A 25,685-nucleotide genomic window follows, 5' to 3' on the forward strand; every position below is an offset into this window, starting at 1 on the left:
TCCTGTCACAGCGCAGGCACAATCAGATCGCGGACGGTGCCGTCAACTTTGAGCTCGGCGCCGGTCACCGCCTGCAGATCGTCGAAATAGATCGCCGGGAGTTTCTCGCGCAGGACAAAGCGGCCGTCTTCGATGTCTATCACAGCCAGCGAAGTATAGACCCGGGTCACACAGCCGACGCCAGTCAGCGGCATGGTGCAGGCGGTCATCAGCTTGGGTTCGCCTTTCTTGGTGATGTGGTCGGTGATCACCGCCACCCGCTTGGCCCCATGCACCAGATCCATGGCACCGCCGACGGCCGGAACCCCGCCCTTGCCGGTGGACCAATTCGCCAGGTCGCCGTTCTGCGCCACCTGATAGGCGCCAAGGATGGCCACATCCAGATGGCCGCCGCGCACCATGGCAAAGCTGTCGGCATGGTGGAAGAAAGCCGATCCGGGCTTCAGCGTGATCGCCTTCTTGCCTGCATTGATCAGATCCCAGTCCTCTTCGCCCGCTTGCGGCGCCTCGCCAAAACCCAGCACGCCGTTTTCGGTGTGAAAGACGGCTTCCCGCCCGGCAGGCTGGAACTTGGCCACCATCTCGGGGAAACCGATGCCAAGGTTCACATAGGCGCCGTCCTCGATATCCTGCGCCGCGCGCCAGGCGATCTGTGCATTAGAGAGTTTGATGTCGTTGATGGCTGCGCTCATGGGTAGACGGCCTCCTGCCGGTTGAGGATCTCTTCCTGCTGCGGGATGGCCGCCTCAGTGACGCTGTTCACAAAGATGCCGGGGGTGACCACTTGTTCCGGATCGATGCCGCCCGGCGGCACGATGCGCGAGACCTGGGCAATCGTATGCGCCGCCGCGGTCGCCATCAGCGGGTTAAAGTTGCGCGCGGCCATCCGGTAGGTGAGGTTGCCCAGCGGGTCGCCCAGCTCGCCTTTGATCAGGGCAAAATCCGCCTTCAGCCAGCGTTCCTGCACATATTGGCGGCCGTTGAATTCTGCCACCGGCTTGCCCTTGGCCAGATCGGTGCCAAAGCTGGTTGGCGTGTAAAACGCCGGGATCCCGGCGCCGCCCGCGCGGATGCGTTCCGCCAGGGTGCCCTGGGGCACCAGCTCCAGCTCGATTTCGCCTGCCAGATAGAGATCGGTGAACACCTTCGGGTCGGCCGAGCGCGGGAAGGAGCAGATCATCTTCCGCACCATGCCCTGCTCGATCATCGCGGCAATGCCGACATGGCCGTTGCCCGCATTGTTGTTGATCACGGAGAGGTCCTTGGGGCCCCTGTCGATCAATGCATGAATCAGTTCGATCGGCGCGCCGGAACCGCCAAACCCTCCGATCATCACCGTTGCGCCATCCTGGATGGGCGCAACCGCTTCCGCCAATGCGGCGACTGTCTTGTCCATTGCTTCTCTTGCTCCTGTGCTGCCCGGGGCGGGCAGGGGTGATGGCAGGAAGCTAGGCAGCCGTATCCGGACGGGCGAGGAATGCTGTTCGGATATTGATATTTGTTCAATCATCGCTCAAAGATGTTCACATGATGAACAAATCAACAGATTTTGTAGCCTCTCTGGCCAAGGGGCTGCGGGTGATCGAAGCGTTTCAAGCCGAGAAGCCACGACTCAGTATCACCGATGTGGCGCAGGAAACCGGGCTGGACAGGGCCACTGCCCGGCGCTGCCTGCTGACACTCGCTGAGCTGGGTTATGCCGACTACGACGGCAAGTTCTTCTCGCTGACACCGCGGATTCTGCGGCTGGGGGTTGCAGCGCTGGCCTCGATGCCGCTGCCGCAAATCGTGCAGCCCTGGCTGGACCAGCTGTCTGAACGGGTGGGACAATCCTGTTCGGTGGCAATCCTGGAAGGCACTGAGATCCTCTATGTCGCGCGCGCGGCGCAGCGGCGGGTGATGTCGATCGGACTGATGCCGGGCTCGCGGCTGCCCGCCTTTTGCACCTCGATGGGACGGGTGCTGCTGGCGGCGCTGCCCCGGGAAGAGGCGAGGGAGATCATCGAGAACTCCGACCTTTCGCCGCGCACCCCTCACAGCCTCACAGGGATCTCTGATCTGATGCAGGAGCTGGACCGCGTCCGCTTGCAGGGCTACGCACTGGTTGATCAGGAGGTCGAGCTGGGCCTGCGCTCGCTGTCGGTGCCCTTGCTGAACCAGCGCGGAGAAACCGTAGCGGCGCTGAACATCGGCCTCGCAGCCTTGCAGCCGGGCGCGGGAGCTGTGGTGGCGGAATATCTCGACGGGCTATTGCGGGTGCAGGAGGGATTGAAACGGGTTCTCCGCTAGGTTTCTGCCCGAAGCCGTTCTGCCCAGCGGATGGATCTGCAGCCTGAGAAGCTGCCGGATCCATTGGGAAACCAAGAGTTTTGGCGGTGATTTTGGTAGGCCCGGCAGGATTCGAACCTGCAACCAAAGCGTTATGAGCGCTCTGCTCTAACCGTTGAGCTACAGGCCCGCCATGGTTCTGTGGTTAGGAAATGGTGCGGGAGAGGTCAAGCGGTGATTGCAGGATGGGCCGGTGAAACCTCCGGCGGTGTCCGGAGCAGCCGCTCCAGACGGGCCACGGTGTTTTCAATGGTCAGGTCGCGGCGGCGGTCGGGCGTGCGGCGGGAGGGGTATACGGCAAAGACCTCCTTGAACGGAGCCTCGTAGCCAGGCAGAACCTGTTCGTATTCTCCAGTTTCCAGCTGTTCCTCAATCATGAAACGCGGCACGCGCGTATAGCCGGACCCGCTGCTGACCGCGTGCATGATCAGGTCCGGATCATCCGCCGTAAAGCCAACCTGCACCGGCGCAGGGAATTCTTTGCCGTCCCGGCGCAAAGGGAAGAAGCCGCGGGTCTGATCCTCGTGGTGCTGGATGAACTTGAGCCGCTGGAGTTCCTCGGGCTTTTGCGGCCGGCCCTCGCGGTCCAAGTATTCGGGGGTGGCAAACAAAACCGTTTCCAGGGTCGAAATCTTGCGTCCGAACCCGTCGGTATCGCCCAGCCGCCCGGTGCGGATCGCTAGATCGTAGCCTTCGCGCACCACGTCGACCAGCCGGTCCTCCAGCCGCATCACGATGTTCAGATCGGGATGGTCGCGGTTCATCTCCAGCAGCATTGGTCCGATCACGCTGCGGCCCAGGAAGGAATTGACGCTGATGCGGAAGGTGCCCGAGACGCTGCCTTCGAGGGCATCCAGTTCAGCTGTCATCCGGTTGTAGCCGGTCAAGAGAGCTTGCGCATGGCTGTAGATCAGATCTCCCGCGCGGGTGGCGTGGATGCCTTTGGCGGTGCGGTGCAGCAATTGCAGGCCGACCAGGGCCTCCAGCTGTTTGATCTGCTGGCTCACCGCCGATTGGGTGATGCCGCGGCGCTGGGCGGCCTTGTTCAGACTGCCTTCATCCAGGGCAATTGCAAAGGTTTCGAGCAGGGTGAGCCTGTCCATCTTGACCTATCAGTGTTGCTAATACCCGCTATCGGCGTTTCAGGACTGCAAGCGCTGGAACGGCGGGATTATCTCCGGGAAGCAGGAAATTTCTCCTGAACCAGATATCGGAGTTTCTTATGACAATCAATCGTAGAGCGGTTTTGACAGGAATCGCGGCAGCTCCCGCTGCGGCATTGGCTGCCGGAGCGGGGCGCGCTTCACTGGCGGCAGAAGGGGCGGGCGGCACTGCACCGGTCGTTCACGCCTTCACTCTGGGCGAGGCCAGGATCACCGTGCTTCTGGACGGGCATCTGCCGCTGGGCACCCAGCTGTTCAATGGGTACGACGACGCCAGGGCTAAAGAGGTGCTGGCGCAGGGGCTGCACCGGCTGCAGGACGATGCGCTGCAGATCCCGGTCAACGGCTATCTGGTGGAGCGCGGCGGCCAGAAGCTGCTGATCGATACCGGCACCGCACAGCTGATGGGGCCGGGCCTGGGCGCGCTGGGCGCTGGGCTGGCCGCGGCCGGTGTGGCGCCGGAGGCCATTGATACGGTGCTGCTGACCCATATCCACCCGGACCACGCGGGCGGGCTGATCGCTGCGGATGGCTCTGCCGTCTTTGCCAATGCCGAACTGGTGGCGGCGCAGCGCGAATGGGACTTCTGGCATGACGACGCTATCCTGGCAGGCGTGCCGGACAGCAGCCGCGGTTTCTTTGATATGGCGCGGCGCTCGGTCGCGCCTTATGCGGACCGCATGCGGCTTCTGCAGGGGGAATCCGAGGCTGCGCCCGGCTTCACCGCGCTGGAACTGCCGGGCCATACACCGGGCCACACCGGCTTCATGCTGGATGCAGGCGGCGAGGGGCTCTTGTTCTGGGGCGACCTGATCCACAGCACCGCCTTGCAGTTTGCTTTGCCGGAGTGGACCATTGCCTTTGACACCGATCCGGCGCAAACGGCAGAAACCCGGCGGCGGATGCTGGACCGGGCCGCGGCAGACAATCTGCTGGTGACCGGCGCGCACCTGGACTTCCCGGCGCTGGGGCGGGTGCTGCGGCAGGGCGACGCCTATGCCTATCAGGCAGCGCCCTGGCAATTCGGCCTTTGAAGGCTGGAAAACTCCCGGAAACATTCACAGGAAAACAACCTGCCGCGCCGCCTTTATCGGCGCGGCAGAATCCCTTGTTTCCTTCTGATGCGCCTTGCGTTAAAGGCTGCGCAACCGAGTTGAAGGAGCCAAGTGATGACCAGCGGCAAGAACGGCCTGACCTATGCAGACGCAGGTGTGGACATTGATGCGGGCAACGCCCTGGTTGACCGGATCAAGCCGGCTGCCAAGCGCACCAACCGCTCCGGCGTGGCCAGCGGCCTGGGCGGCTTTGGCGCGCTGTTCGATCTGAAGGCCGCAGGCTACAACGACCCGATCCTGGTTGGCGCCACCGACGGTGTCGGCACAAAGCTGCGGATTGCCATCGACACTGGCGTGGTGGACGGCGTCGGCATCGACCTGGTGGCGATGTGCGTGAACGACCTGGTCTGCCAGGGTGCCGAACCCCTGTTCTTCCTGGACTATTTCGCCACCGGAAAGCTGGAAACCGACGTGGCCGCGCGCATCATCGAAGGCATTGCCGAGGGCTGCGTGCGCTCGGGCTGCGCGCTGATCGGCGGCGAGACTGCGGAAATGCCGGGTATGTACCCGGAAGGCGATTTCGACCTCGCGGGCTTTGCCGTGGGCGCAATGGAACGCGGCACTGCGCTGCCCCAAGGCGTGCAGGAGGGCGATGTGCTCCTGGGCCTGGCCTCTGACGGTGTGCACTCCAACGGCTACTCGCTGGTGCGCAAGCTGGTGGATGTCTCCGGCCTTAGCTGGGACGCAGACTGCCCGTTCGGCGAGGGCTCCCTGGGAGAGGCGCTGCTGACCCCGACGCGCCTTTACGTCAAGCAGTGCCTGGCAGCTGTGCGGGCAGGCGGCGTGCATGCGCTGGCCCATATCACCGGCGGCGGCCTGACCGAGAACCTGCCGCGGGTGCTGCCTGAGGATCTGGGCGCCGACATCGACCTGAACGCATGGGAACTGCCGCCCGTGTTCAAATGGATGGCAGAGACCGGCGGCATTGCCGAAGCAGAGATGCTGAAGACCTTCAACTGCGGCATTGGCATGATCCTGTCTGTCTCGGCCGACCGTGCCGATGCGCTGACCGAAGTGCTGGCCGCCGAAGGCGAGACCGTGACCCGCCTGGGCACCGTGACCGCAGGCGCCGGCATGCGTTATTCGGGCAAGCTGCTGTGAGCCACAAGAAAGTCGCCATCCTGATTTCCGGCGGCGGCTCCAACATGGTGTCGCTGCTGGACAGCATGACCGGGGACCACCCGGCGCGCCCCTGCCTGGTCTTGTCCAACAACGCCGATGCAGGCGGGCTGGCCAAGGCCGCAGCGGCGGGTGTGGCCACTGCCGTTGTAGACCACCGCCCGTTCAGGGACGACCGCGCAGCCTTTGAGGCGGAGCTGGTGAAGCCGATTTTTGAGGCCGGCGCAGACATCGTCTGCCTGGCCGGCTTCATGCGGGTGCTGACGGCCGGTTTCGTGTCGCAGTTCGAAGGCCGGATGCTGAACATCCACCCCTCGCTGCTGCCCAAGTACAAGGGTCTGCACACCCACGCCCGCGCGCTGGAGGCAGGCGACGCCGAGCATGGCTGCTCTGTGCATGAGGTGACGCCGCGCCTCGATGACGGGCCGCTTCTGGGCCAGGCCCGGGTGCCGGTGCTGGAAGGCGACACGCCCGATGCGCTGGCTGCACGGGTGCTGGTTGAAGAGCACAAACTCTATCCGGCGGTGCTGCGCCGTTTTGCCGCTGGAGACAAAACGCCGGTTCTGCTGAGCTGAGGCCCGGCTGATTGCAATGCCGGGGCCAAGCGCGTATCACGATCTGACCCCCACAAGATTGAAAAGCCGTTATTGATGAAAACTCTGACCACCACCGAAGACCTGCAGTCCTTTTGTGAAGCTGCTGCCCAGCATCCTTACGTCACGGTGGATACCGAGTTTCTGCGGGAGCGGACCTATTACTCCAAGCTTTGCCTGATCCAGCTGGCCTTTTCCGGCGACGGCGAAAACGACGCGGTTCTGGTGGACCCGCTGGCCGAAGGCATCTCGCTGGAGCCGCTTTATGAGCTGTTCCGCAATGAGAATGTCGTGAAGGTGTTCCACGCCGCGCGCCAGGATCTTGAGATCTTCTGGGTTGACGCGAATGTCTTCCCCAAGCCGCTGTTCGACACCCAGGTGGCGGCAATGGTCTGCGGCTTTGGCGAGCAGGCGGGCTATGAGACGCTGGTGCGCAAGATCGTCAAGCAGGGGCTGGACAAGACGTCCCGCTTTACAGATTGGTCGCGACGCCCTTTGAGCGAGGCGCAGAAGACCTATGCTCTGGCGGATGTGACCCATCTGCGAAAGATCTACGAATTCCTGGCAGCCGAACTGGACAAGAGCGGCCGTGCCCATTGGGTGACCGAGGAGCTGCAGGTCCTGACCGACCCGGCCACTTATGACATCCGTCCCGAGGACGCTTGGAAGCGGGTGAAAACCCGGACCAATTCCGGCAAGTTCCTTGCTGTGGTGCGCGAGCTGGCTGCATTTCGTGAATCTTATGCTCAAACCAACAACGTGCCGCGCAACCGGGTCTTTAAGGACGACGCACTGGTGGAACTGGCCTCGACCAAGCCGCGCAACCCGGGCGAACTGGGCGGATCACGCTTGCTGCTGCGCGAGGCCCGCAAAGGTGCCATTGCCGAGGGTATCCTGGAAGCGGTCTCCAAGGGTGTTGCCTGTCCGGCAGAGAAACAGCCCAAGGCTGACCGGAGCAAGGAAAAGCTGCAGGTGAACCCGGCGCTGGCGGACCTGCTGCGGGTATTGCTGAAAGCCAAGACCGAAGCCGAAGGCGTCGCGGCCAAACTGATTGCGCCAAGCGCCGACCTGGATGCAATCGCAGCCGGTCTGCGGGACGTCCCAGCACTCAGCGGCTGGCGGCGTGAGGTCTTTGGTGCTGATGCGCTGCGGCTGTGCGAAGGCAAGATCGGTCTCGCAGCCAAGGGGCAGGACGTGAAAGTGGTAGAGCTTTAAATTCCTGGAGCAGTCCTCTGGAAAGAAAAACGCCCGCAAATGCGGGCGTTTTTCTTGTTTGGGGGAGGGGGCGTCAGGTCAGCGCCGCCGGCTTTCCCGGGCGTTTTGTGCGCCGTTCACACGAACCGTGCGGATCCCTTCCAGGTCCTGATGCGACAAGGTCCGCGCCACATTGACGGTACGGCTGAACTCGCTTCCGGCCAGGGTTGAAACTTCCGGGTAAACAACCCGGAAGTCATAGGCGAGAACGCCTTCCTCTTCCACGTCTGAGCGGCGCAGTTCGACATCGAACGCACCCTGGCGGTCTGCAATTCCGGCCGCGCGGATAATGGCGCCGGAATTCGTGCGCTCGATCTGAAGTTCTGAAACCTGGCTTATCAGGACGCTTTTGTCCTTAGGCGGCTTCTTGGCAAAGATACCGCGGGCGTTGCTTTCCTGGGGCAGAAGCGGATTGGTGTTTGCCTGCACTGCAGCAGATGTTTCTGCCGCCGAGGATTTGCCAAACCAATTGGTCGGATTGATCCGAGAATCCTTCCAGCCGCAACCGGCCAGCACCAGCGCGCTTGCCAATGTGATCGCCAAAGCTTTGTGCATCTGTTCCCGCCCCAAAATAAATTCCTAGCAAGGGATTACCCGATTGGCTGCGCCTTGAAAAGCGGTTGAAATAGGGCTGGCAGCGGCTTAGTTGCTGAACTGCCCCTGTACGTATTTTGAGGATGGACAGCCGATGGCCGCAGCTGCCTTTGAAGAGATCGTGGAAGACTTCGAGTTCATGGAGGACTGGGAAGACCGTTACCGCCATGTAATTGATCTCGGCAAGGCGATGGAGCCGCTGGACGATGCGCTGAAGGTGCCTGCGACCAAGGTGGACGGCTGTGCCAGCCAAGTCTGGCTGCACGCGGCTGTCGAAGGCGGGGAATTCCGTTTTGACGGCGACAGCGACGCGATGATTGTGCGCGGCCTTATTGCGGTACTGCGGTGCCTCTACAATGGCCTGCCGGTGCAGGATGTGGCCGCAGTGGACGCCAAGGCCGAGCTGGGGCGGCTGGGGCTGAATGAGCACCTCTCCTCGCAGCGGTCCAATGGCCTGCGGGCGATGATCGAACGGGTTCGCGAAACGGCAATGGCGCAGGCCTGAGGCCGGCGTGCGAGGGGCCGGCCCCTCGCGCTCCCCGGGATATTTCCGGCAAGAGGAAAGGGCTAACCGGCCCAGTCAGTCATTGCGGCTTCGAGATCGCCATAGCCGGTGTGGCGGTGCTCGAATTCCAGCCCCATACGCGCGGCGCATTCCTGCGCCTTTTCAACCAGCTTGGGGTCGTGGATCTGTGATTGGTAGACCAGCTTGGTGTAGTTGCCGAACACCATGTCCCGCAGCTCAGGGTTCTTGTCGAGGCCCATCGGCCGCCAGACAAAGGCGTCAAACTGCTTGACCAGGAAATCGGTAAGGTAGAAGGCGGTGATTTCACCCTCATCCGCATGGCGCGCAAAAGTCTCATTGCCTTCGAAGAAGGAATAGCAATGCGGGCCCGCGACCATTTCGACGCCAAGTTCCGAGCATTTGCGCTCCAGCGCGCCGCCGGTTCCGCAGTCGGCGTAGACCACGAAGATCTTGTCATAGACCGCAGAATGCTTGGCCACCGCACCGTCAACGGCATCGACGATCTGCTCCGGGTAGAGGTGCAGCTTGGCGGGCAGGCAGGTGAGGTCGATATGTTCCATGCCGTTTGCGTCCTTGATGGCAAGGATCTCGCGCGCCAGCGCGCCGCAGGCAATCAGCAGGATGCGGCCGGTCTTCTTTTCGGGCGCGGCCAGGCCCTGTTCGGTGAGGGAGCTTTCCTCAAGCGTCCGCCCGGTCGGGGGGCGGAAGGCAGCCCGCTCAGTCAAGCGGGCTGCACGTCCTTTGCGTGCCAAATCAGGCGCTCATCGAGTTGTGCTTGCGCGACACCATGTCCTTGGCCATTTCCACGGCCACGGCTGCGTCACGGCAATAGCCGTCGGCACCGATTGCCTTGCCGAACTCTTCGTTCAGCGGGGCGCCGCCAACCAGCACGATGTAGTCGTCGCGCAGGCCCTGCTCGACCATGGTGTCGATGACCACTTTCATGTAGGGCATGGTGGTGGTCAGCAGAGCCGACATGCCGAGGATGTCCGGCTTGTGCTCTTCCATGGCTTCCAGGTAGTTCTCGACCGGGTTGTTGATGCCGATGTCGACCACTTCGAAGCCTGCGCCTTCCATCATCATGGAAACCAGGTTCTTGCCGATGTCGTGGATGTCGCCCTTCACGGTGCCGATCACCATGGAGCCGACGCGCGGTGCGCCGGTTGCGGCCAGCAGCGGCTTCAGGATGGCCATGCCGCCCTTCATCGCGTTTGCAGCCAGCAGTACTTCCGGTACGAACAGGATGCCGTCGCGGAAGTCGGCGCCGACGATGGTCATGCCGCCAACCAGTGCTTCGGTGAGAATCTTGTAGGGTTCCCACTCGCGCGACAGAAGGATGTTCACGCCTTCTTCGATTTCCTCTTTGAGACCATCATAGAGGTCATCAAACATCTGTTGGACAAGTTCCTCGTCATCGAGTTCAGAGAGGATGATGTCTTCTTCGTCCGACATTCGCATAATCCTTGCTTACGGGGCGGGATGCACCGTGTTGGCCTAGTTTTGGAACTTTTGTGACAGAATGCCGCCCTGCGACTGCATTGTTTGCGACATTGCTGCAGTCCGAACCGACGTATAGGAGGAAATTCGATGCATTGATACTTCGGATTATGCATGAAAATCTTCAGTTCGCTGCATTTGTTCTTTATTTGTTCTTGCTGCAGATGCATAATCCCGGCATGCCTTATCACGATGCTTTTCCCCCGATGCGACGCAAAGCGCGCGCCAGTCTCAGCAATGCGGCAGGCCGTTATGAAATGGCGCGGGAAGATGTGGATGACGGCTGGAATCAGGAGCTTCCGGCGGCGGTGATTCCCACCGAGGTGCGGGAGGAGACGGCGCGGTCGCTGATCACCTATAACGGGTCGCCCGATCTGCCGTTTGACCGGTCGATCAACCCCTACCGCGGGTGCGAGCACGGCTGTATCTACTGTTTTGCCCGGCCCACGCATGCCTACCTGGGTCTGTCGCCGGGAATGGATTTCGAAACCCGGCTGGTGGCGCGCCCCAATGCAGCAGAGGTGCTGCGCAAGGAGTTGTCGGCGCCGCGGTACCGGGTGGCCGCGCTGGCGCTGGGAACCAATACCGACCCGTATCAGCCCTGTGAGCGGGATTATGGCATCACCCGCGCCTGCCTGGAGGTGCTGCGCGACTTCAATCATCCGGTGGCCATCGTGACCAAAGGCGCGATGGTGGAACGCGACCTGGATATCCTGGCGCCGATGGCGGCCAAGGGCTTGGTGCGGGTGGGAATTTCCGTGACCACGCTGGACCCGGATCTGTCGCGGCGGATGGAGCCGCGGGCGCCGCTGCCTGCCCGGCGTTTGGCGGCTGTCCGGCGGCTGACGGAGGCGGGGGTGCCGGTCCGGGTGATGGCTTCTCCGCTGGTGCCGGGTCTCACCGATCACGAACTGGAGGCCTTGCTTGCCGCCGGTGCAGAGGCAGGGGCGGATGCGGCAAGCTGGATCATGCTGCGGCTGCCGCGGGAAGTGTCGGAACTGTGGCAGGAGTGGTTGGCCGAGCATGAGCCCGGCCGGGCGGCTAAGGTGATGGCGCGGCTGCGGGAGATGCATGGCGGACGCGACTATGACCCGCGCTGGGGCCATCGTATGCGCGGCGAGGGACGTTATGCCGAGATGATTGCACAGCGCTTCAAGGCGGCCTGCAAGAGGCTGGGCCTGATTGAGCGCAGCAAGGCGCTTCGGACGGATCTGTTTGCCCGCCCGCCGCAGCCAGGAGACCAGCTCTCCTTGTTTTGAGACGGGTACACGGCGCGGTCCTAGCGGATTTGTGCTATGCTCTGTGAACCAAGACGGAAAGGAAGGTGTCTCATGACGTCTGTCGCGATCAAGGCACGGGTCACGGGCCGCGTGCAGGGCGTGGCCTTCCGCACCTGGGCCAGGGCGGAAGCGGTGCGCCACGGGCTGTCCGGCTGGGTCCGCAATGAACCCGACGGGTCTGTAAGGGCCTTGCTGATGGGGCCGGCTGCCAGTGTTGCTGACATGGTGCGCCGGATGGGCCGCGGGCCAGGCGCAGCAGCAGTTAAGGATGTGCTGACTGAAAAGACCGATCCGGAGCCGGGGGTGACCGGGTTCATGATTGTCCGCTAGGCTGTCCGGCCTGCCGGCGCGGCCAGCAGAGAGCTGAAAAATTCGCGGCGCCGCATGCTCTCATGCGGCGCCGTTCTTGTGTCTATGCCGCTCGTGAAACCCAGGCTTCAGAACGGCCGGGAACCTCAGGCGCGGCGGCGGCGGCGCGAGCGGCGCTCGCTGCCTTCACTGGCGTCTTCGCCGGTGCCATCGCTGTCAGAGGTGAAGGGGCCAAGCAATTCGACGATTTTCTCCAGCGCCGGGCGGTCGCCGCGGGGGCGGCTGTCCAGGGCCTCGCGCATGGCGCGCAGGTGGGCAGGCATGGTGCCGCAGCAACCGCCGATGATCTTGGCGCCGGCGTCGCGGGCCATCACTGCGTATTCGCCCATCAGTTCTGGCGTGCCATCATAGTGAATGTGGCCGTCGACGTATTTCGGAATGCCGGCATTGCCCTTGGAAATGATCGGGCGCTCGGTGCCTTGGGCGGCAAAGCCCAGCACAGTGCGCAGGATATCCGAAGCGCCGGTACCGCAGTTGGCGCCAAAGGCCAGCGGGGCGTTGTCAAAATCCTCAACCAGCTGCGCCAGATCGGACGAGGTCACACCCATCATGGTGCGTCCCGCGGTGTCAAAGCTCATGGTGCCGCACCAGGGCATATCCGCCAGTTTGAAGGCCTCGGCTGCGGCGCGGAATTCTTCCGGTGCCGAGATGGTTTCCAGCCACAGCACATCGGCGCCGCCTTCTTTCAGCGCGTCGGCCTGCTCGTGGAACATTTCCACGGCCAGCGCATGAGACATTTCGCCGACAGGCTGGAAAATCTCGCCAGTCGGGCCAACCGAACCGGCCACAGCGATCTTCCGCTCGGCTTTGTCGGCGACTTCGCGGCCAAGTTCGGCAGCTGCGCGGTTCAGCTCGCGCACCCGGCCCTGAGCATCGTGCAGCTTCAGGCGCGCGGCGGTGCCGCCGAAGGTGTTGGTCAGGAACAGGTCGCTGCCCGCATCCACGGAGCCCTGATAAAGCGCCATGATCTTCTTGGGCTCGTCGGTGTTCCACAGTTCCGGCGCATCGCCGGATTGCAGCCCCATGGCAAACAGGTTGGTGCCGGTCGCGCCATCCGCCAGCAGCACGTCCTTGGTTTCCAGAAGCTTGGTGAAAGTATTGGTCATCGGTCTAGCCCCGTATCAGCAGGCCGCCGCGGCGGGCCGGGCGGCAAATCGGTCTGCGTCTCCTGTGTCACGCCGTGCGCGCAAGAGCAATTTCATTTTCTTCATCTTCATTATGAATTTGCGGGCCGGCAGCTGCGGGCTGTACCGCAGGGGGGCGGTGCACCAGGCGGATCAGCTCAGCAAGGCAAAGCGCCATTTGCAGCCAATTGGGGGCCGCGACATAGCGCGGCTCCCAGCGCGGTGCGAAGCAGGCCTTGAAGCGGCGGAGCCCCCGGTCCACGCCTTTGGCCAGCCGGTGGTCCGGCACCGCAGCAAGCGACAGGCGCGGTATGCCCTCTTCGGCTGCCGCCAGAATGCCGACGCGGACCAGGGCGTGGCCGGTGCCATCGGGGGCGCCGGGGCACATGCGGATCAGGTCCAGGCACCACTCGCGCGAAGACGTGTGAAAGCTGGCAAAGCCTGACAATTTTCCGTCCTGAAACGCCAGGACCACTTCCTGGCCGGACAGGTAGCCGGGTTCGAACCGGCCCATTGTGGTTCCATAGGCTGCGCCATGGGCCGCTTGCCAGGCCGCGTCCACTTCCTGCATCTGATCGAGGGGCAGCGATGCGCCAGCGCGATAAACCTCAAGCCCCGCGTTGGCGGCGTGCCGAAGCTTGCGCCGCAGCTGGCGCCGGGAGGATCCGCTCTCTGAATAGGCCAGGGGGTTCACGACCGCCTCTTCTGCGACACGAAGAACGCGCCAGCCGACTTTGCGGGCCTCCAGGGCGGTTCTGCTGCCGCACTTGTAGTAACAGGCAGAGGCATTCCGGCCCCGGGCGTAGGCCGCCAGCGGGGCAAATGTCTCGGCCGCCAGCCCGCAGAGAGGATCGAAAAAGGCAATGGAGGCCTGCGGCGTGTTCAAAAGCGCAATCCGGTTCAGCCCGAAGTCCTGCACGTGCCCGCCATTCTGGCGGATGATCCCGGTTTCCGAACAGACGCGGTCTTTGGGCAAGGCAGAGGGGGGCAGGCTCCGGCTGCCCAATAGATCCGTGTCGTCCACAGATCGCCCGGAGGAGCGCAGCAGGCCTGGGAAAACCAGCAGCGGCCCGGACAGAATGGCCGGGACCGCGTAATAGACCAGGCGGAAGGCCAGCAGGCCTGCGATCATCGTGCTGTCCGGGACCGCGGGCAGCAAGGCGCACAAGGCCAGTTCGAACGGCCCGGCGCCGCCCGGGGCTGAGGAGATCACAGCCAGTCCCAGTGCCACGGCATAAGCGGTCAGCAGCGGCGCCCAGCCGACGCCGGCGCCTTCCGGCAGCAGCAGCCACAGTGCGGTTCCGGCGGCCGCCACATCCACGGCTGCCCAGAATCCCAGGGCTGCCATGGCGGTCAGCGATGGCCAGCGCAGCGTCAGCCGCAGCAGCGGCATTTCCGGATAGAGGAAGCTGAGGGCAGAGACGGCAGCAGCGGCAATCAGAATCAGCGCCCCCGCCCAGGCAAGCCCGGGGGCGGGCGGCGCCAGCACCAGCGCGACGCCGCAAATGACGGAAAGGGCCGCAAGGAAGGTTGCCGCGACCAGAGCAGTCATCTGGCCTGCTTGCAGCGGCGACAGGCCGGGCAGCAGGCGCCAGCGCGCATAGGCGCCGGTGAACAGGCCGAAGCCAACTGTCTGCGAAAAGGCGATGGACGCCATGCCGGTATACCGGGCGGCGGGGCCATCCAGGCCGGTCTCAAGATGCCGGTGGGCGACGGAATCGTACCGTCCAAGAGCCCAGAAACTGACAGCAGTTGCAGCAGCGGCCGCGGCCCACTTCCAGGCTGGAAGGCTGGTTAGCAGAGCCCCAAGGTCGCGCAGCGGCGGCAGATCTGTCTGATCCTGCAGCAGCCACAGGCAAACGCCCATGACCAGAAACGGGACTGTCAGCCGGATCAGCCGTGCGGCCGGTCTGGAGGCGGTGGATTTTGAAAACAGCATGACAGTCCTTGGCTGGCAGAGCGAAAGGCATTCGGCACCAGTTTAGGAGCTGGGGTTTTCAGTTCAGTTAACCTGTAAAATTGTGCGCTGTTGCCGCCGTACAACCCATCCGGCCGCGGGCGGCCCAAGCGGCCCGTCGGCTGGCGGAGCGCACAGGCCAGGATAGCCGGGACGCCCGGCCGTGGTTCAGCCCGGGGTCAGACCGCCTCGCTCAGGATCTCCTGCTGGGCCTGCGGCATCATCTCGCGGATCTTGCCGCGGATCTGCTCCTGAGTGGCCCGGTAGCCGAGATCGCCGTACAGCTTGCGCACCAGATCCTCGTGGCCTGCTTCTTCAAGATCGGCGGCAACAACGGTTTGGGCATACTCCTCGGCGGCGGCGCCGCTTTTGCCCAAAAGCTCAGCCGCCCAAAGCCCGACCAGCTTGTTGCGGCGCGCGCGTGCTTTGAACTGCATTTCCTCATCATGCGCGAATTTGGCTTCAAAGGCCTGTTCGCGTTCGTCGAATGTCGTCATGGCTGATCCTCTTTAACCGCTTTCACACTTGCTATGATAGGAGCGTGATACCGCCGCAGGGCAAGAAAAAACTGAGCCCGTCAAAGCCTTTGCCTGATACGGCCCGCTGCGTGCAGGCTTGAGTGCCTGCCGCAGGGGCAGACGGGTGTGCCTTCCCGGCTGCGGACTGAGGGAGGCAGAGCCGCTGCAAGCTTGCGGCGCGGCCCCCCTTGCACTATGAGGGCGGCACATCGCAGGGCCGGATTCCCGGCAATGACCCGAAAGGTTCCCAATGGCGCGTCGCAAGAAAATCTACGAAGGCAAGGCAAAGACTCTGTATGAAGGCCCCGAGCCGGGCACCATCGTGCAGTATTTCAAGGACGACGCCACCGCCTTCAATGCTGAAAAGCACGACGTGATCGAGGGCAAGGGTGTTCTGAACAACATCCTGAGCGAGTTCTTCATGCTGGGCCTGGCGCAGATCGGTGTGCCGACCCATTTCCTGAAACGGCTGAACATGCGCGAGCAGCTGGTGCGCAGCTGCGAGATCGTGCCGCTGGAAGTGATCGTGCGCAACTATGCTGCCGGCTCCATCTCCAAGCGCCTGGGCATCGACGAGGGCACCCAGCTGCCGCGGCCGATCGTCGAATACTGCTATAAGGACGACGCCCTGGGCGACCCGCTGGTGACCGAAGAGCATATCGCCGCCTTCGGCTGGGCCAGCCAGCAGGACATGGATGACATCCTGAGCCTGGCGCTGCGGGTGAATGACTTCCTGTCCGGCGTGTTCCTGGCTGTGGGCATCCGCCTTGTCGACTTCAAGATCGAGATCGGCCGTGTGTACGAAGGCGACTTCCAGCGCCTGGTGATCGCAGACGAGATCAGCCCCGACAGCTGCCGTCTGTGGGACATCAAGACCGGCCAGAAGCTGGACAAGGACGTGTTCCGCCGCGACCTGGGCAGCCTGACGGATGCCTATTCCGAGGTCGCGCGCCGTCTGGGCGTGATGCCGAACAACCCGCCGGCGCCGGGCAAACCGACGCTGGTGAACTGATCCGGTCCCGCCCTGCTGACAGGGCGGGATTTTGAGTATTTTTGGAAAGATGAAGCCCGGCAGGGCTTCGCCATCGAAAACCTGAGGGATGATGCGATGAAGGCACGGGTGCATGTGATGCTGAAGAACGGGGTTCTGGATCCGCAGGGCGAGGCGGTCCGCCACGCGCTGGGGGCTCTGGGCTTTGACAAGGTCGAAGGCGTGCGTCAGGGCAAAGTGATCGACCTGGACCTGGCCGAAGGCGCAACCGAGGCAGACGTGACCGCGATGTGCGAGAAGCTGCTGGCCAACACCGTGATCGAATCCTACAGCATTGAGATGGCCTGATGAAAGCGGCGGTTGTTGTTTTCCCGGGCTCGAACTGCGACCGCGACCTGGCGGTGGCATTTGAGCAGGCCGGCTTCGACGTGTCGATGGTCTGGCATAAGGACAGCGCGCTGCCCGAGGGTGTCGACATCGTCGGCGTGCCGGGCGGCTTCTCCTATGGCGACTACCTGCGCTGCGGCGCCATCGCGGCGCAGTCGCCGATCTGCAAGGCGGTGATCGAACATGCCGACCGCGGCGGTTATGCCATCGGCGTTTGCAACGGCTTCCAGATCCTGACCGAAACCGGCGTGCTGCCGGGCGCGCTGCTGCGCAACGCGGGGCTGAAGTACATTTGCCGCACTGTGGACCTGAAGGTTGCGACCTCTGACAGCGTCTTTACCCAAGGGTATAACGCCGGCGATGTGATCGGTGTTCCGATTGCCCACCACGACGGCAACTATTTTGCCGATGCAGAGACCGTCAAGGCGCTGCAGGACCAGGACCGTGTTGCCTTCACCTATGAAGACAACCCCAACGGCTCGGTTGCCGACATCGCAGGCATCCTGTCGGAAAACCGCCGTGTTCTCGGCATGATGCCGCATCCGGAGCGTGCCGCTGACGAAGGTCACGGCGGAACTGACGGAACGGCCATGTTCCGCGCATTGGCAGGCATGGTCACCGCTGCGTGACTTGAGAAGGCGGGGCGGCCGCAATAGGTATAGTCTATGACCGCCCCGCGCTCTGATGTGACCAAACCCAAATCCAGAACCGGCTCGCGCACGATCTCGTGGCGCGCCCGGCTGGCACTTGTGCTGTTCATGGTGGTGGCAGCCATCACTGTCTGGACCACAAACCGGGCGCTAACCCACCGTTTTACCGAAAGCACCCGCAACCGTGCCGAGCTGCGATTAGCGCTGTATTCCGGCAACCTTCTCAGCGAGCTGCGCCAGCACGCCATCGTGCCGCAGCTGCTGGCGCGCGACCAGACCCTGATCTCGGCGCTTCAGTCCAGCGACTTTTCCCTCTCCACCCAGCGGCTGATTTCCTTTGTCGACGAAATCGGCGCTGCTTCAATCATGCTGCTGGCGCAGGACGGGCGCACCGTGGCCGCCACAGACCGCAACCGGCTGGGCGAGAACCACCGCAATGCGGCCTATTTCGTGGACGCAGTACGGGCCAAGTCGACTGTATTCTCGGTGATCCCGCGCGAGGTGGGCGGCTACCGCTTTACTTACTCGCGCCGCATGGTGGATGCCACCGGTGTCCTGGGCGCCATTGTGGTCGAAGTCGATCTGCAGAAGTTCGAGCGCGCCTGGGCGGGAATTTCAGATGCGGTTCTGGTCACCGACAGCACCGGCAATATCATCCTGGCCACTGAGGCGCGCTGGCGCGGGCTGAAGGAAGACGATGCGCTGACCCTGCAAACGCCGGAGGGCGCCATCCAGCGGGCGATCCGGGCCACCACGGACTGGACTGCGCTGCCGCCGGATGCCTATCTGCAGGGCGAGGCGGTGATGCGGCTGGAAACCCGGGTGCCGTTCCAGGGCTGGCGGATGGCCTCCTTCACCACCTACGCCTCGGTGCGCGAGCGGGTGAATGCGGTGCTGGCGCTGGAAATCATGGGATTCGCGATCCTTCTGGCGCTGGCCTTCTATGCGCTGAGCCGGAAAACCGCGCTGCGGATGGCTCTGTTCCAGCGCGAGTCGGCAGAGCTTCGCGTATTGAACGCTCGCCTGCAGCGGGAAATCGCCGAGCGCGAACGGATGCAAAAGACCCTTGCGGTGGCCGAACAGAGCCTGGCACAGAGCTCGAAACTGGCCGCCTTGGGCGAGATGTCGGCGGCGGTCAGCCACGAGCTGAATCAGCCGCTTGCGGCAATGAAAACCTATCTGGCCGGCGCCCGGCTTTTGCTCAACCGCAACCGCCCGGACGAGGCCTTGGCCTCCTTTGGCCGGATTGACGACTTGATCGAGCGGATGGGGGCGATCACCCGGCAGCTGAAGTCCTACGCGCGCAAGGGCGGTGATGCGTTTAGCCCTGTAAACTTGGGCGATGCGCTGGCTTCCAGCCTGTCGATGATGGAGCCGCAGCTGCGCCAGCGGCACGTGAAAATCACCCGGATTTTGCCGGAAGAACCTGTTATGGTGATGGGCGACCGGATGCGGCTGGAACAGGTCATGGTCAACCTCTTGCGCAATGCGCTGGATGCCACCAAGTCGGTGGCGGATCCGGAGGTGGAAATCCTTCTGGCCGCAGGCGAGACCGCGACCCTTTCGGTGCGCGACAACGGGGTGGGGATCAAGGACTTCGACGAGCTGTTCGAGCCGTTCTACACCACCAAGCAGCCCGGCGACGGGGTGGGTTTGGGGCTTGCCATCTCCTCGGGGATCGTCAACGACCTTGGGGGACGGCTGACCGCCCGTAACGGGCAGAACGGCGGGGCGGTCTTTGAGATGCAATTGCCGGTCCTGGTGGACGGCATCGAGGCGGCGGAGTGACCGCGGCCTGTAAGAGTTAGGAGAGGACGCGCATGGCACAGGCTATGAAAATCGCGATCGTCGATGATGAGCAGGATATGCGGCAGTCGATCAGCCAGTGGCTGGCGCTGTCGGGCTATGACACCGAAACTTTCTCCAGCGCCGAAGAAGCGCTGAAGGTGCTGGGCCCGGATTACCCGGGGATCGTGATCTCCGACATCAAGATGCCGGGCATGGACGGCATGCAGTTCCTGAAAAAGCTGATGGGCAGCGACTCTGCCCTGCCGGTGATCATGATCACCGGCCACGGCGATGTGCCGATGGCGGTTGAAGCGATGCGCGTCGGCGCCTTCGATTTCCTGGAGAAACCCTTCAACCCGGACCGGATGTCCGAACTGGCCAAACGCGCAACCGGCGCCCGCCGCCTGACTTTGGACAACCGGGCCCTGCGGCGCGAACTGTCGGACGGCGGTCAGATCATGAAGAAGCTGATCGGCCAAAGCCCGGTGATGGAGCGCCTGCGCGAGGACATCCTCGATCTGGGCCAGGCCGATGGCCATGTGCTGATCGACGGCGAGACCGGCACCGGCAAAACTTTGGTCGCCCACGCGCTGCATGCGGTTGGCAGCAGGGCGGGCAAGAAATTCGTGCTGATCTCCTGCGCCGCGCTGGAAGAGGAGGCGCTGGCCAAGCGTCTGTTCGGCCCTATGCTGCCGGAAGACAGCATGCTGCCGGCCATCGAGGAAGCGCGCGGCGGCACCCTGGTGCTGGAAGACATTGATGCGCTGTCGGAAACCCTGCAGGCCAAGCTCCTGAGCGTGATCAACGAGCAGGGCACCCCGGCGGAAACCCGCATCATCGCGATCTCCAACCTGCAGGAAGCGGGCAAGACCTGCGAGGACGCCCTGCGCCCGGATCTGTTTTATCGCCTGGCGGCGCTGCGCATCACTGTGCCGCCGCTGCGCCAGCGCGGCGAGGATATCCTGACCCTGTTCACCCGCCTATCGGAGCAGTTCTCCGAGGAATACGGCTGCGACGCCCCGCAGGTGAGCGCCCAGGAAGCCGCGCAGCTGCTGCAGGCGCCCTGGCCGGGCAATGTGCGCCAGCTGATCAACATCGCCGAACGCGCGGTGCTGCAGTCGCGCCGCGGCTCGGGCACCATTGCCTCGCTGCTGATGTCCGATCATGAGGAGATGCAGCCGGTGATGACCACCGAAGGCAAGCCGCTGAAGGAATATGTGGAGGCCTTTGAACGCATGCTGATCGACAACACCATGCGCCGCCACAAGGGCTCGATCGCCAGCGTGATGGACGAGCTGTGCCTGCCGCGCCGGACCCTGAACGAGAAGATGGCCAAATACGGCCTGCAGCGCTCGGATTACCTGGCCTGAGGCTTGTGCTGCCGTTTCCCGGCGCGGGGAACGGCATGAAAATCACGCGTTTTTTGAGCCGGATTTTCTGCCGAGTTCCGGTTTTTGCCGGAAAACTTACCTGAAATTAACAGCTTGCCTGCTATTGGCAGGCTGTTTGCATTTTCAGGTCCGGCAGAGTCGAATGGCCATTGTCATTACCTATCCACAGGCCTTATGCTGACCCAACGGGCCGGAAACCGGCATTTGGTTTCGCCCGTTCTGATGAGTTTCGCTGGCTCTGGCTTTTGTCCGGCATGATCCGAGAAAGCTGCAGCCAGGCCGATTGGCCCTCTGACACAGAGGGCAGTTTAGCGCCCAAACCGGCCTCTAACCGGTGAAGGGATAATAGGGCAGGCCCGGGATACACCCGCCTGCCGGAGAAGAACCGCGATGACGCGCGCGAGAGCGAAGAGCACTGAGGCAGGAAGGCCGGGCATTGTCCCCGGGACCACCTGCTGCACCGCGCCGTCCGAGATCGCCCTGACAAGACACCACCCGAAACGCGCGCGGCCGCCTGGAAGCAGACAGCTTGCGGGCGCACAGGGCAGGTGCACCAAGGAAACATGGCTAAGAAAATGCTTATCGATGCCACCCACGCGGAAGAGACCCGCGTCGTGGTGGTTGACGGAAACAAGGTTGAGGAATTTGACTTTGAGTCCGAAAACAAACGGCAGCTTGCCGGCAATATCTATCTCGCAAAAGTAACCCGGGTTGAGCCGTCGCTGCAGGCGGCCTTTGTTGACTATGGCGGCAACCGCCATGGCTTCCTGGCGTTTTCGGAAATCCACCCGGACTATTATCAGATCCCCGTGGCTGACCGCGAAGCGCTGATGGAGGAAGAGCGCGCCTATGCCGAGGCAATGCGCGCCCGCGACGAGGAAGAGGAAGCCAAGCAGTCCAAACCCAAGCGCACGCGCAAATCCAAGTCTTCGGCCAAGGCGGCCAAGGCTTCTTCCGATGATGCGGTGGAGACCAAAGAGGTCGAAACCCCGGAAGAGCAGCCCGCAGAAATTGCGGGCATGGAGACCATCGACCTGAGCGACAGTGCTGAGGCGGCGGACGAACCGGCTGCAGAGCTGGCCGAGGTTCCGGAAGGTTCCTCGCCGATGGAGCGTGTCTCGGAAACGCCGGTTGAAGATCCGGATGAGGCCGCTGCAGAGGACGCCGGCGAAGCGGCTGCTGAGGCTGATGCCGCGGCTCAGGAAGGTGAGGCGGCGAAAGCTCCTGCGGCGGCTGAAGAGCCCCAGGCTGAGCCCGCCGAGGTGGACGCAGACGCAGACTCCGCAGAAGATGCAGCCCCGGTTGAAGAGGCCGCTGCTGACGCAGAGGCGGCTCCTGAAGAGGGCGCAGAAGCAGACGCTGAAACCCCTGCTGATCGCGGGGCGGAACCTGTTGCGGCAGAGGCTTCCGAGCCTGAAGTCAAGGCGGAAGAGACCGCCGAGGCCGCTCCGGCGGAAAACGCCGGTGAAGAGGCTTCCTCTGAGGAGGCAGACGGCGAAGACGGCGACGTGGACGATGCCAAGTCCCGCCGCGCCGACGCAACCTCCAAAGACGAAAGCATCGAATCCGTTGCCGACGAGGACGACAGCGAGGACATCCGTCCGCCGCGCAAACCGCGTCCGCGCCGCTACAAGATCCAGGAAGTCATCAAGGTCCGCCAGGTTCTGCTGGTGCAGGTCGTCAAGGAAGAGCGCGGCAACAAGGGCGCAGCGCTGACCACCTACCTGTCGCTGGCCGGCCGCTACTGCGTGCTGATGCCCAACACTGCCCGCGGCGGCGGCATCTCCCGCAAGATCACCAACGCTGCCGACCGCAAGAAACTGAAAGACATCGCAACCGAGCTGGACGTGCCGACCGGCGCGGGCCTGATCGTGCGCACCGCCGGTGCCAAGCGCACCAAATCCGAAATCAAGCGCGACTATGAATACCTGCAGCGCATGTGGGAGCAGATCCGCGAGCTGACGCTGAAATCCATCGCTCCGGCCAAGATCTATGAAGAAGGCGACCTGATCAAACGCTCGATCCGCGACCTCTACAGCCGCGAGATCGACGAGGTTCTGGTGGAAGGCGACCGCGGCTACCGCATCGCCAAGGACTTCATGAAAATGATCATGCCGTCCCATGCCAAGAACGTGAAGCACTACCAGGAAGCGCTGCCGCTGTTTGCGCGCTACCAGGTGGAAAGCTACTTGGGCGGCATGTTCAACCCGACCGTGCAGCTGAAGTCCGGCGGTTACATCGTGATCGGCGTCACTGAGGCGCTGGTGGCGATCGACGTGAACTCAGGCCGCGCGACCAAGGAAGCCTCGATCGAGGAAACCGCGCTGAAGACCAACCTGGAGGCGGCTGAGGAAGTCGCCCGCCAGCTGCGTCTGCGCGACCTCGCGGGCCTCATCGTCATCGACTTCATCGACATGGACGAGCGTAAGAACAACGCCGCCGTCGAAAAGCGCATGAAGGACAAGCTGAAGACCGACCGTGCCCGCATCCAGGTGGGCCGGATCTCGGGCTTCGGGCTGATGGAAATGTCGCGCCAGCGCCTGCGCCCCGGCATGATCGAGGCCACCACAGCGCCGTGTCCGCATTGCCATGGCACCGGCCTGATCCGCTCGGACGATTCGATGGCGCTGTCGATCCTGCGCCAGATTGAGGAAGAGGGCACCCGCCGCCGCTCCCGCGAGGTTCTGGTGCGCTGCCCGGTCTCCATCGCCAACTTCCTGATGAACCAGAAGCGCGAGCATATCGCCCAGATCGAAGCGCGTTACGGCCTGTCCGTGCGCATCGAAGGCGACATGCATCTGGTCAGCCCGGACTTTGTGCTGGAGAAATTCAAGACCGCGTCCCGCAACGTGCCTGCGGCAACGGCCCCGGTGGTGTCGGTGGATACTTCGATCATGGATCAGGTCGACGCCGAGGAAGCCAAGCAGGAAGAGGAAGAAGCCGCGGCAGCAGTGGAAACTGCTGAGGACGGCAGCCAGGACGACAAGCCCAAGCGCAAGCGCCGCCGCCGCCGCCGCCGCAAGTCCGGCTCGGGCGATCAGGCCCAGGCTGGTGAGAACGGCGATGAGGCCGCGGACGGCCAGGAACAGCCGGCTGAGGAAGCTGCCGAGGCGTCCGAGCCTGCAGAAGCTGCTCCCGAAGGGGACGAAGCTGGGTCTGAAGAGGTGAAGGAGAAGAAGAAGCCTTCCCGCAGCCGTTCCCGCTCGCGGAAGTCCAAGCCGAAAAAGGCTGAGACCGAAGCTGCAGAAGCCGCTGAAGAAGCCCCGGCATCTGAGGAAGCTGCGCAAGAGGCTGCACAGGACGAAGCCACCGAGGCGGTTGCCGAACCTGCTGTGGCAGAGGCGGAAGATGCCTCTGCGGAAGCTCCGGTGGCTGATGCCGACGCGCCTCAGGCAGAACCGGTTGCAGAAGTCTCCGCGGACGAAGCAGAGACTGCAGCTCAACCGGCTGAGGAAGCCGCTGCAGATGCGGAAGCTGCTGCTCCGACTGATGAAGCAGCGCCAGAGGAAGAAACCGCTGAGGCTTCGGCTGAAGAGGTTGCAGAAGATGCGGCGGATGCGTCTGCGGCTGAACCGGCTGCTGAAGAAGCTGAACCTGTAGCGGAAGCGCCTGCCGTAGCGGAGGAGCCCGTGCAAGCCGAACCGGCACCGGCAGCGGAGGAGAAGCAGCCGGAGCCTGCGATGGCAGGTGCGGAAGCGGAACCCGAGCCTGCGGCCCCGCCCAAACCCAAGCGCCGCGGCTGGTGGTCGATGGGCAGCTAAGTTCGCGAAACATGAATGAAAAGGCAGGCCGCGAGGCCTGCCTTTTTCTTTGAATGCGCAAAAGCGCTGGTCTTGGGAAACGCCTATTCCGGCACCAGACATCCCAGGAAACCTAGCGGATTTCCGGTGTGCCTTCTGCATTTGCAAAGGAGAAGTTTGCTTCAGCTGCCCTTGCGGATCAGATAGATCTGGTGGCCGGCACCATCGCTGTGGCCCAGAAATTCATGACCGGCCTCATTGCAGAAATGGGGCACGTCGATCACCGCGGCCGGATCATCGGCCAGCAATTCCAGCACATGGCCGGGCTGCAGTGCTTTCAGGCGTTTACGGGCCTTCAGGACAGGCAAGGGGCACAACAGCCCGATGGCGTCCAGGGTCTCTTTGATCTCGCTCATGGTGTTCAGATAAGGGGGATGTTTCATGCTGTCCACAAGGATGTGACCAGCCGCCCCCGTGACGCTGGCGGATAGCTGACATAAGTGTTGAGGCATGTTTGGAATCGAGATCATCGACGCAGGGCTGCTCCCTGCCATGCTGGTGGCGCTGCTGGGCGGCGTGATCAGCTTTCTGTCGCCCTGCGTTCTGCCGATCGTGCCGCCGTACCTGGCCTATATGAGCGGCGTCACCATTGGCGAGATGCAGGGCACTGCGGCGGCCCGGCGCAAGGCGGTTATCGCCGCACTGTTTTTTGTGCTGGGCTTGTCCACCGTGTTTCTGCTTCTGGGCTTCACGGCCTCGGCCTTTGGCGCCTTTGTCTTGAAAAATCAGGAGCTTTTCGCGCAAGCTTCCGGCGTCGTCGTAATCATCTTCGGCCTTCATTTCCTATCGGTCTTCCGCATCCCGCTGCTGGATCGGGAAGCCCGGATGGAGGCAGGCGAGTCCGGAGGCTCGGCGCTTGGCGCCTATGTGCTCGGCCTGGCCTTTGCCTTTGGCTGGACCCCCTGCATCGGCCCGCAGCTGGGCGCGATCCTGTCGCTGGCAGCGTCCGAGGCTTCGGTCAGCCGCGGCACCGTATTGCTGGGCGTTTATGCCGCAGGCCTTGGCATACCCTTCCTGCTGGCGGCGATGTTCCTCAACCGCTCCATGGTGCTGATGAACAAGATGAAGCGCCATATGGGCGCGATTGAGAAAGCGATGGGCGGCCTCCTCCTGTTTGTTGGTTTTATGCTGGTTACCGGGCTTTTCACCGAATTCTCCTGGTGGCTGCTGGAGGCGTTCCCGGCGCTGGCAACGCTGGGCTGACTTCAGGGGTGTTCCAAGGGGCCTTTGGGCCCCTTTTT

At 63.2% G+C, this 25,685-nt stretch carries 25 protein-coding genes and 1 tRNA gene; 15 read left to right on the forward strand and 11 right to left on the reverse strand.

From position 1 onward, the window contains the following. Positions 1 to 5 precede the first annotated feature (5 nt). Together RA19_RS07430 and RA19_RS07435 are read right to left on the reverse strand one after the other, a co-directional pair. Complete coding sequence (locus RA19_RS07430) at positions 6 to 692, reverse strand: 3-oxoacid CoA-transferase subunit B (protein WP_039161111.1); 687 nt, start codon at positions 690 to 692, stop codon at positions 6 to 8. Further along, positions 689 to 1,396: a 3-oxoacid CoA-transferase subunit A gene (locus tag RA19_RS07435; RefSeq protein ID WP_039161114.1), complete on the reverse strand. Its 708-nt coding sequence runs from the start codon at positions 1,394 to 1,396 to the stop codon at positions 689 to 691. Before RA19_RS07435 ends, RA19_RS07430 begins: the two co-directional genes overlap by 4 nt. Before the next feature lie 131 nt (positions 1,397 to 1,527). Here RA19_RS07435 and RA19_RS07440 point away from each other — a divergent pair, with 131 nt between their 5' ends. Then, complete coding sequence (locus tag RA19_RS07440; RefSeq protein WP_039161116.1) at positions 1,528 to 2,289, forward strand: IclR family transcriptional regulator; 762 nt, start codon at positions 1,528 to 1,530, stop codon at positions 2,287 to 2,289. Positions 2,290 to 2,382: 93 nt separating this feature from the next. Here RA19_RS07440 and RA19_RS07445 read toward each other — a convergent pair. Together RA19_RS07445 and RA19_RS07450 are read right to left on the reverse strand one after the other, a co-directional pair. Then, positions 2,383 to 2,458 (reverse strand) — tRNA-Ile (locus tag RA19_RS07445). 37 nt (positions 2,459 to 2,495) lie between these two features. After that, positions 2,496 to 3,431: a LysR family transcriptional regulator gene (locus tag RA19_RS07450; RefSeq protein WP_052261695.1), complete on the reverse strand. Its 936-nt coding sequence runs from the start codon at positions 3,429 to 3,431 to the stop codon at positions 2,496 to 2,498. Positions 3,432 to 3,607: 176 nt separating this feature from the next. Here RA19_RS07450 and RA19_RS07455 point away from each other — a divergent pair, with 176 nt between their 5' ends. The 4 genes from RA19_RS07455 (at position 3,608) to rnd (ending at position 7,533) form a co-directional block, all read left to right on the forward strand. Further along, positions 3,608 to 4,525: an MBL fold metallo-hydrolase gene (locus RA19_RS07455; RefSeq protein WP_446720267.1), complete on the forward strand. Its 918-nt coding sequence runs from the start codon at positions 3,608 to 3,610 to the stop codon at positions 4,523 to 4,525. Between the two features lie 135 nt (positions 4,526 to 4,660). Then, positions 4,661 to 5,707, forward strand: a complete 1,047-nt coding sequence (gene purM, locus RA19_RS07460) for a phosphoribosylformylglycinamidine cyclo-ligase (RefSeq protein ID WP_039161121.1) — start codon at positions 4,661 to 4,663, stop codon at positions 5,705 to 5,707. Continuing rightward, positions 5,704 to 6,300 (forward strand): phosphoribosylglycinamide formyltransferase, encoded by a 597-nt coding sequence (gene purN, locus RA19_RS07465; RefSeq protein ID WP_039161123.1) that lies wholly within the window; start codon positions 5,704 to 5,706, stop codon positions 6,298 to 6,300. Before purM ends, purN begins: the two co-directional genes overlap by 4 nt. Positions 6,301 to 6,375: 75 nt before the next feature. Further along, positions 6,376 to 7,533: a ribonuclease D gene (gene rnd / locus RA19_RS07470; RefSeq protein ID WP_039161125.1), complete on the forward strand. Its 1,158-nt coding sequence runs from the start codon at positions 6,376 to 6,378 to the stop codon at positions 7,531 to 7,533. A gap of 78 nt (positions 7,534 to 7,611) precedes the next feature. Here the strand turns inward: rnd and RA19_RS07475 are convergent, their stop codons facing one another. After that, positions 7,612 to 8,127 carry a hypothetical protein gene (locus tag RA19_RS07475; protein ID WP_039161128.1) on the reverse strand — a complete coding sequence of 172 codons (516 nt, stop codon included), beginning with the start codon at positions 8,125 to 8,127 and terminating at the stop codon, positions 7,612 to 7,614. 133 nt (positions 8,128 to 8,260) lie between these two features. On the opposite strand from RA19_RS07475, the gene RA19_RS07480 reads away from it, so the two are divergent. Next, complete coding sequence (locus tag RA19_RS07480) at positions 8,261 to 8,671, forward strand: SufE family protein (RefSeq protein WP_039161131.1); 411 nt, start codon at positions 8,261 to 8,263, stop codon at positions 8,669 to 8,671. 62 nt (positions 8,672 to 8,733) lie between these two features. On the opposite strand, the gene RA19_RS07485 is transcribed toward RA19_RS07480, so the two are convergent. Together RA19_RS07485 and RA19_RS07490 are read right to left on the reverse strand one after the other, a co-directional pair. Beyond that, complete coding sequence (locus tag RA19_RS07485; protein WP_039161134.1) at positions 8,734 to 9,444, reverse strand: DUF1638 domain-containing protein; 711 nt, start codon at positions 9,442 to 9,444, stop codon at positions 8,734 to 8,736. 1 nt (position 9,445) lies between these two features. After that, entirely contained in the window at positions 9,446 to 10,144 is a 699-nt protein-coding gene (locus RA19_RS07490) for a corrinoid protein (RefSeq protein WP_039161137.1), read from the reverse strand. 251 nt (positions 10,145 to 10,395) lie between these two features. Here RA19_RS07490 and RA19_RS07495 point away from each other — a divergent pair, with 251 nt between their 5' ends. Then, positions 10,396 to 11,448, forward strand: coding sequence for a PA0069 family radical SAM protein (locus RA19_RS07495; protein WP_241479037.1), 1,053 nt, complete (start codon positions 10,396 to 10,398; stop codon positions 11,446 to 11,448). Between the two features lie 72 nt (positions 11,449 to 11,520). Continuing rightward, positions 11,521 to 11,799: an acylphosphatase gene (locus RA19_RS07500; RefSeq protein ID WP_039161140.1), complete on the forward strand. Its 279-nt coding sequence runs from the start codon at positions 11,521 to 11,523 to the stop codon at positions 11,797 to 11,799. A gap of 125 nt (positions 11,800 to 11,924) precedes the next feature. On the opposite strand, the gene bmt is transcribed toward RA19_RS07500, so the two are convergent. The 3 genes from bmt to RA19_RS07515 form a co-directional block, all read right to left on the reverse strand. Further along, a complete protein-coding gene (gene bmt / locus RA19_RS07505) occupies positions 11,925 to 12,944 on the reverse strand; it encodes a betaine--homocysteine S-methyltransferase (RefSeq protein ID WP_039161142.1) in 1,020 nt (339 codons plus the stop codon). Positions 12,945 to 13,011: 67 nt separating this feature from the next. Next, positions 13,012 to 14,901, reverse strand: coding sequence for a phosphatidylglycerol lysyltransferase domain-containing protein (locus RA19_RS07510; RefSeq protein WP_039161145.1), 1,890 nt, complete (start codon positions 14,899 to 14,901; stop codon positions 13,012 to 13,014). Positions 14,902 to 15,098: 197 nt separating this feature from the next. Beyond that, positions 15,099 to 15,416, reverse strand: coding sequence for a DUF1476 domain-containing protein (locus RA19_RS07515; protein WP_039161148.1), 318 nt, complete (start codon positions 15,414 to 15,416; stop codon positions 15,099 to 15,101). A gap of 271 nt (positions 15,417 to 15,687) precedes the next feature. On the opposite strand from RA19_RS07515, the gene purC reads away from it, so the two are divergent. The 6 genes from purC to RA19_RS07545 all read left to right on the forward strand — a co-directional run bounded on the left by purC (position 15,688) and on the right by RA19_RS07545 (position 24,405). Continuing rightward, a complete protein-coding gene (purC, locus tag RA19_RS07520; RefSeq protein WP_039125405.1) occupies positions 15,688 to 16,449 on the forward strand; it encodes a phosphoribosylaminoimidazolesuccinocarboxamide synthase in 762 nt (253 codons plus the stop codon). 96 nt (positions 16,450 to 16,545) lie between these two features. Then, positions 16,546 to 16,776 (forward strand): phosphoribosylformylglycinamidine synthase subunit PurS, encoded by a 231-nt coding sequence (gene purS, locus RA19_RS07525; RefSeq protein ID WP_019297460.1) that lies wholly within the window; start codon positions 16,546 to 16,548, stop codon positions 16,774 to 16,776. Continuing rightward, positions 16,776 to 17,444: a phosphoribosylformylglycinamidine synthase subunit PurQ gene (gene purQ, locus RA19_RS07530; protein WP_039161150.1), complete on the forward strand. Its 669-nt coding sequence runs from the start codon at positions 16,776 to 16,778 to the stop codon at positions 17,442 to 17,444. The genes purS and purQ overlap by 1 nt, the downstream gene beginning before the upstream one ends. A 36-nt stretch (positions 17,445 to 17,480) precedes the next feature. After that, positions 17,481 to 19,253: an ATP-binding protein gene (locus RA19_RS07535; RefSeq protein WP_039161151.1), complete on the forward strand. Its 1,773-nt coding sequence runs from the start codon at positions 17,481 to 17,483 to the stop codon at positions 19,251 to 19,253. 32 nt (positions 19,254 to 19,285) lie between these two features. Next, positions 19,286 to 20,623 (forward strand): sigma-54-dependent transcriptional regulator, encoded by a 1,338-nt coding sequence (locus RA19_RS07540; RefSeq protein WP_039125397.1) that lies wholly within the window; start codon positions 19,286 to 19,288, stop codon positions 20,621 to 20,623. Between the two features lie 584 nt (positions 20,624 to 21,207). Beyond that, complete coding sequence (locus RA19_RS07545; RefSeq protein ID WP_039161152.1) at positions 21,208 to 24,405, forward strand: Rne/Rng family ribonuclease; 3,198 nt, start codon at positions 21,208 to 21,210, stop codon at positions 24,403 to 24,405. Positions 24,406 to 24,566: 161 nt separating this feature from the next. Here the strand turns inward: RA19_RS07545 and RA19_RS07550 are convergent, their stop codons facing one another. Then, on the reverse strand, positions 24,567 to 24,800 hold the full coding sequence (locus RA19_RS07550) for a sulfurtransferase TusA family protein (protein WP_039161153.1): 234 nt from the start codon (positions 24,798 to 24,800) through the stop codon (positions 24,567 to 24,569). A gap of 94 nt (positions 24,801 to 24,894) precedes the next feature. Between RA19_RS07550 and RA19_RS07555 the strand changes: the two genes are divergently transcribed. Continuing rightward, on the forward strand, positions 24,895 to 25,647 hold the full coding sequence (locus tag RA19_RS07555) for a cytochrome c biogenesis CcdA family protein (RefSeq protein ID WP_039161156.1): 753 nt from the start codon (positions 24,895 to 24,897) through the stop codon (positions 25,645 to 25,647). The last annotated feature ends 38 nt before the right edge of the window (positions 25,648 to 25,685 follow it).

The organism is Leisingera sp. ANG-M1 (assembly GCF_000813745.1).
Lineage (GTDB): Bacteria > Pseudomonadota > Alphaproteobacteria > Rhodobacterales > Rhodobacteraceae > Leisingera.

What these genes read in the sequence shown, in the direction of transcription:
- RA19_RS07430 (WP_039161111.1), bottom strand. Translation starts at nt 692, where the DNA reads ATGAGCGCAGCCATCAACGACATCAAACTCTCTAATGCACAGATCGCC.
- RA19_RS07435 (WP_039161114.1), bottom strand. Translation starts at nt 1,396, where the DNA reads ATGGACAAGACAGTCGCCGCATTGGCGGAAGCGGTTGCGCCCATCCAG.
- RA19_RS07440 (WP_039161116.1), top strand. Translation starts at nt 1,528, where the DNA reads ATGATGAACAAATCAACAGATTTTGTAGCCTCTCTGGCCAAGGGGCTG.
- RA19_RS07450 (WP_052261695.1), bottom strand. Translation starts at nt 3,431, where the DNA reads ATGGACAGGCTCACCCTGCTCGAAACCTTTGCAATTGCCCTGGATGAA.
- purM (WP_039161121.1), top strand. Translation starts at nt 4,661, where the DNA reads ATGACCAGCGGCAAGAACGGCCTGACCTATGCAGACGCAGGTGTGGAC.
- rnd (WP_039161125.1), top strand. Translation starts at nt 6,376, where the DNA reads ATGAAAACTCTGACCACCACCGAAGACCTGCAGTCCTTTTGTGAAGCT.
- RA19_RS07475 (WP_039161128.1), bottom strand. Translation starts at nt 8,127, where the DNA reads ATGCACAAAGCTTTGGCGATCACATTGGCAAGCGCGCTGGTGCTGGCC.
- RA19_RS07480 (WP_039161131.1), top strand. Translation starts at nt 8,261, where the DNA reads ATGGCCGCAGCTGCCTTTGAAGAGATCGTGGAAGACTTCGAGTTCATG.
- RA19_RS07490 (WP_039161137.1), bottom strand. Translation starts at nt 10,144, where the DNA reads ATGTCGGACGAAGAAGACATCATCCTCTCTGAACTCGATGACGAGGAA.
- RA19_RS07495 (WP_241479037.1), top strand. Translation starts at nt 10,396, where the DNA reads ATGCGACGCAAAGCGCGCGCCAGTCTCAGCAATGCGGCAGGCCGTTAT.
- RA19_RS07500 (WP_039161140.1), top strand. Translation starts at nt 11,521, where the DNA reads ATGACGTCTGTCGCGATCAAGGCACGGGTCACGGGCCGCGTGCAGGGC.
- bmt (WP_039161142.1), bottom strand. Translation starts at nt 12,944, where the DNA reads ATGACCAATACTTTCACCAAGCTTCTGGAAACCAAGGACGTGCTGCTG.
- RA19_RS07510 (WP_039161145.1), bottom strand. Translation starts at nt 14,901, where the DNA reads ATGCTGTTTTCAAAATCCACCGCCTCCAGACCGGCCGCACGGCTGATC.
- RA19_RS07515 (WP_039161148.1), bottom strand. Translation starts at nt 15,416, where the DNA reads ATGACGACATTCGACGAACGCGAACAGGCCTTTGAAGCCAAATTCGCG.
- purC (WP_039125405.1), top strand. Translation starts at nt 15,688, where the DNA reads ATGGCGCGTCGCAAGAAAATCTACGAAGGCAAGGCAAAGACTCTGTAT.
- purS (WP_019297460.1), top strand. Translation starts at nt 16,546, where the DNA reads ATGAAGGCACGGGTGCATGTGATGCTGAAGAACGGGGTTCTGGATCCG.
- purQ (WP_039161150.1), top strand. Translation starts at nt 16,776, where the DNA reads ATGAAAGCGGCGGTTGTTGTTTTCCCGGGCTCGAACTGCGACCGCGAC.
- RA19_RS07535 (WP_039161151.1), top strand. Translation starts at nt 17,481, where the DNA reads ATGACCGCCCCGCGCTCTGATGTGACCAAACCCAAATCCAGAACCGGC.
- RA19_RS07540 (WP_039125397.1), top strand. Translation starts at nt 19,286, where the DNA reads ATGGCACAGGCTATGAAAATCGCGATCGTCGATGATGAGCAGGATATG.
- RA19_RS07545 (WP_039161152.1), top strand. Translation starts at nt 21,208, where the DNA reads ATGGCTAAGAAAATGCTTATCGATGCCACCCACGCGGAAGAGACCCGC.
- RA19_RS07550 (WP_039161153.1), bottom strand. Translation starts at nt 24,800, where the DNA reads ATGAGCGAGATCAAAGAGACCCTGGACGCCATCGGGCTGTTGTGCCCC.
- RA19_RS07555 (WP_039161156.1), top strand. Translation starts at nt 24,895, where the DNA reads ATGTTTGGAATCGAGATCATCGACGCAGGGCTGCTCCCTGCCATGCTG.